A 4,364-nucleotide genomic window follows, 5' to 3' on the forward strand; every position below is an offset into this window, starting at 1 on the left:
CTCGCGGCCTGCCCGCAGATGACACGACTGCCCACCCCCACTCAGTGCCTCACCCCTCGTTCGCCGTGCCACAAGCCCCGACCTCCGCCCCCCAGAATTTCGACGACAATTGCGCCCAGAAAGCGGCGCCCGCCGGTTCGAGCGCCTATTACGCGCTGCGCCAGGCGCCCGCGTCGCGGCAATCTTTTCTGACGGCGCTGTTCGCGTTGCGCCGCGAGCTCGAGGAAACCGTCAAGGACACGAGCGACCCGACGGTCGGGCGCACGAAGCTCGCCTGGTGGCAAAAGGAAACGGCAGCGCTGGCCGCTGGGCAGCCGTCGCACCCGGTCTCGCACGCCCTCGCCAAGCACTGCGCGAACATCGAGGCCGAAGCATCGATCCTGCGCACACTCGTCGCCGGCTTCGAGATGGATCTCGATCAGGCCCGCTACCTCGATTTTCCCAACCTCGCGCGCTACATCGACCGCGTCGGCGGAGCATTCGCCGTGGCCGTTGCGCGCGCCACGGCACGGGACGCCGGGCGCGTCGACGAATGGGCGTCCGCGCTCGGCAACGCGCTGATGCTGGCGCAGTTCATTCAGGAGCTCGGCAACGACGCGCGGCACGGGCGCATTTATCTGCCGATCGACGAGCTACAGCGCTATGGCGTGACCGCCGCGGAGATCATCAACCGCAAATACAGTCCGGCGTTCTCCGAACTGATGCGCTTCCAGACGAATCGCGCCCGCGAAGCACTGCATACGGCGCTGGCCGCCATTCCGGCTGCCGAGCGCCCCACGCAACGCACGTTGCGGGCACAGGCGGCAATGGCGCTGGCGCTCCTCGACGAAATCGAGCGCGACGATTTCCAAGTCCTCCATCAACGGATCGCGCTCACGCCAATCCGCAAACTGTGGATCGCCTGGCGCGCGGCGCGCAAGCGTTAAAGCCGTGTAGGCAAGCAGACCGACGAGCGCGTCCGCTCTACACGCGCAGAAGCGGCAACGGTTCGAAGCGTCCGCGCAGCACTTGGCTCGCATCGAGGCCCCACCAAGGGCCGAGCACGCTGGCATACAACTGACGGAAGTCGACGCCGACGGGCAAGTTGCCGTTGCCGTCGAGCCGGGCCAATACCGGTGGCGCGCCGTAGAGCCCGCCGCGCACACGCCCGCCCGCGATGAAATGCGGCGCGACGGTGCCATGATCGGTCCCGTTGCTCTCGTTTTCGCGCGGCCGCCGGCCGAATTCGGCGTAAGTCATAATCAGCGTCTCGTCCCATCGCCCCAACTCGATCAACGCCGATCGCATGGCCGCGAACCCCTGCGCCAGTTGCGCGAGCAGCGCCGCGTGCTGCCCCGGTTGGTTTTGATGCGTATCGAAGCCGTTCAGCGTCAGGCGGATTGCCGCGACACCCTGCCCTGCAATGGGCTGCCCGCTCGGCGTGCCGGCACCGGCGAGCGCTTGCATCGCCGTCTTGACGGCAGTGCCGAAGGCGCCGGCGGGGAACGGCGTCTTCAACACGAACGCCCCCGGGTGGGGCTTCAAACGGAGCGCGGCACGGACAATGTCGTTCTCGACATCGAGGATATGCGCCAACTCCGCGTTGTGCTCGCGTAGCGCAATGGGCTGCACGAGCCGAGATGCCTGGGCGAATTGAGCCGGATTGACGAGCGCGACCGCACGCGCGCCCCCGGCCAACGGCCCCATCTCGGCGCTACCGATCACAAGCGCGTCGGCCGCGAAGCCGGCGGGTACGGGAGCTTGCGCAAACGCGCGCGTCAACCAACCGTCGTTCAAATATTCGTCGGCGCGCGATGCCGTGTTCCAAATCTCGATCGAGCGAAAGTGCGAGAGATTCGGCTGTGCGTAGCTCACGCCCTGCACGATCGCCAGATGCCCCTCGCGCCACAACGGCAGCAGCGGTTCCAGCGCGGGATGCAGGCCCGTGCGCTCGTCGAGCGTGATCACGCGCTCCCGCTCGATGCCGATGTGTTTGCGCAAGACACGGTAGTTCGGCTCGTCGTAGGGGATAACCGTATTCAACCCGTCGTTGCCCCCCTTGAGCTCGACGAGAATCAGCAGATTTCGATAAGCCCCTGCCCCTGTGCGAGGCGGCGCCGCCACGAGCGGCGATGCGCCCTGCGCGAGTGCGCGCCCGGCGGACATCGACAGTGCCGCGCCGGCGGCAGCCGTCATCGAACGGAGAAAGCGGCGTCGCAACATGTTCAGTCCAGTTGATAAACAGGATCCATCAGTAGCGCGCGCAAGTACGCCGCGCTCGAGGTGCCGGTATCGATCGGATCGACGGGTGAGATCGGCAGTACCGCGTGCTGCAATTGCAATTCGATCGAGAGCCCGGGACGCTGCGTAGGCGCCGTGCCGTAACGAGCGAGCCAGCCTTCGAGATCGAAGCGCATGCCGTGCGCGCGCGAGGGGCCACCGGGCACCGCTTGCATCGATACGGCCGCCGTCCGGTTACCCGTCATATCGCGCGGGCCGTCATGCTGAAGCAGCATCGAAGCTGCCTCGGCAGCCGGCGCCGACATCGACGGCGCCGGAGCTCCTTTCGCCTGTGCCCGGCCCGGCTCCGTCGCGCGAAAAAGCTGTTCGACGAATTGCTCGCGGGCCAGCAGCGTCGTACTGTTGATCCACGTCGTCCCGCCCGGCCAGCCCTTCACGTTCGGTGGCGCAAAGAGGTTTTGGCCGAGGTTGCGCACGGTGCGGGCGAGCGGCGTCATATCGTCATCGTCCACATCGAACGAGCGCAACGTGCCGACGACGAATTGCACCGGTGATTTGACGAGCAGGCCACGGTTGCCTTCGTCCCAGAACGCGTCGCATAAGAACAGCCCGCGCAATGCCACGGCAATGTCGTATTCGCTCGCGCGAAAGCGCGAGGCGATCGGTTCAATCTGCGCCGGGTCCGGGTTCTCCGATACGAACTCGCGCCAGAGCTGCGTCACGATGAACGTTGCCGTTTGCGGCTGCGCCAGCAAAAGGTCAAGGACCGCATCGCCGTCGAATGCGCCGACCTGGCCCAGCACCGTCTTCGTGCCAACGTCATGCCAATCGGCGCGCCAAACGAACTCGCGCGTATCGGGATCGAGGCTCCAGCCCGTATAGGCGCGCGCCGACTCGCTGACGTCATGCTGCGTGTACTGCCCTTCGCCGAGCGTGAACAGCTCCATGACCTCGCGCGCGAAATTTTCGTTCGGATGCCCTTTCCGATTGCTCGCGCCGTCGAGGTAAAGGAGCATCGCGGGGTCCTTCGCCATCGCATGCAGCATGTGCGCGAAGCTGCCCAACGCATCGCGGCGCAGCAATACATTTTGCCGCGCCATCAGCTGCGGGTACGGCACCTTGTCCTGCGCCGACGTGAAGTGCCCATGCCAGAACAACGTCATGCGTTCGGTGAGCGGCGACGGCGTCACGACCATCTCGTGAAGCCACCATCCGCGTAGCGCTTCGAACCGGCGTCCCCGTTCGGCCGCTTCGGCTCGGCGTGCATCGGCATCGAGCGCGTGTTCTTGCGCACGCGTCGGGATCGGCTCGCCCACCCAGGCAGGCATCGGCGTGGCAGGCGCTGTGCGAGCCGTAGCCAACAATCGATCGACAGCTTGCTGACGCGAAAGACCCACGTAGGGCTCGAGCGCCTGCGCGTCCGGCGCAAAGCCCGTTCGAGTGAGCAGATAACGGGCGTCGTCCTCGTCGAGCAGCGGCGATGGCGACGCGGCGTCGGCCTTGGCGATGGGCTGTGCGTCCGACAAGTGCCGAACGGGATGCGCAGCGAGCGTAGGCTTCGAGTGGAGGTGGTGAGCATCGGCCGAGGCGCCCCACGCCGACGCCAACGTCGTGACGAGGAAGCCGACCGCGCAGATCGCGCCAGGGCAACGCAGCAAACGTGTTCGCATCGCGCTTCCCTCAGCGTCGAATGTCAATCACCGCTTATAGAGTTCGCGCACGGCATCTTCGATATGCTGGCGCAGCAGCCGCCGCTCGTCGGGTGTCATGTGACCGTCGCGTTGACGATCCCCGAACTCCTCCGGCGAGGAGGCCGTCCGCACGATCGGCGTAGGCGGTGCACTGACCGGCGCGGGATGCGTCGCGTTCTGCGGCGGCAGATAGCGATGGCGGAAAGGGTGCGGCGGATGCGAGCGCTCGCGCTGCGGCGTTTGCGCGTGAGCATCGGCGGCAACGATCAGGCTCGCCACTGCGCCGGCGATGGCAACCGCGGCGATCCGCACGCGCATGCGCGGCGACGCGTGTCCCACCGTCATCTTGTTCCCTTCGTCGTGCGGCAACCGGCTACCTCGGATTACGTGTACTGATGCCCGACCCAACATCGAGCGCGAGAGAGTGGTGTTAATGGGATGAAGTATCCACCG

4 protein-coding genes are annotated in these 4,364 nt (G+C 66.3%); 1 reads left to right on the forward strand and 3 read right to left on the reverse strand.

The window, feature by feature from the left end; all coding sequences use genetic code 11:
• Positions 1-44: 44 nt before the first annotated feature.
• On the forward strand, positions 45-926 hold the full coding sequence (hpnD, locus tag ACTHL0_RS24490) for a presqualene diphosphate synthase HpnD (RefSeq protein ID WP_440569655.1): 882 nt from the start codon (positions 45-47) through the stop codon (positions 924-926).
• 37 nt (positions 927-963) lie between these two features.
• Here the strand turns inward: hpnD and ACTHL0_RS24495 are convergent, their stop codons facing one another.
• The 3 genes from ACTHL0_RS24495 to ACTHL0_RS24505 all read right to left on the reverse strand — a co-directional run.
• Positions 964-2,202 carry a DUF1501 domain-containing protein gene (locus tag ACTHL0_RS24495; protein ID WP_440569652.1) on the reverse strand — a complete coding sequence of 413 codons (1,239 nt, stop codon included), beginning with the start codon at positions 2,200-2,202 and terminating at the stop codon, positions 964-966.
• 2 nt (positions 2,203-2,204) lie between these two features.
• Positions 2,205-3,890 carry a DUF1800 domain-containing protein gene (locus tag ACTHL0_RS24500; RefSeq protein WP_440569653.1) on the reverse strand — a complete coding sequence of 562 codons (1,686 nt, stop codon included), beginning with the start codon at positions 3,888-3,890 and terminating at the stop codon, positions 2,205-2,207.
• A 27-nt stretch (positions 3,891-3,917) separates the two neighbouring features.
• A partial coding sequence (locus ACTHL0_RS24505) for a hypothetical protein (protein WP_440569654.1) occupies positions 3,918-4,364 on the reverse strand: 447 nt, incomplete at its 5' end.

Origin of the sequence: Trinickia sp. (assembly GCF_051961175.1) — a bacterium.
Lineage (GTDB): Bacteria > Pseudomonadota > Gammaproteobacteria > Burkholderiales > Burkholderiaceae > Trinickia.

What these genes read in the sequence shown, in the direction of transcription:
- ACTHL0_RS24495 (WP_440569652.1), bottom strand. Translation starts at nt 2,202, where the DNA reads ATGTTGCGACGCCGCTTTCTCCGTTCGATGACGGCTGCCGCCGGCGCG.
- ACTHL0_RS24500 (WP_440569653.1), bottom strand. Translation starts at nt 3,890, where the DNA reads ATGCGAACACGTTTGCTGCGTTGCCCTGGCGCGATCTGCGCGGTCGGC.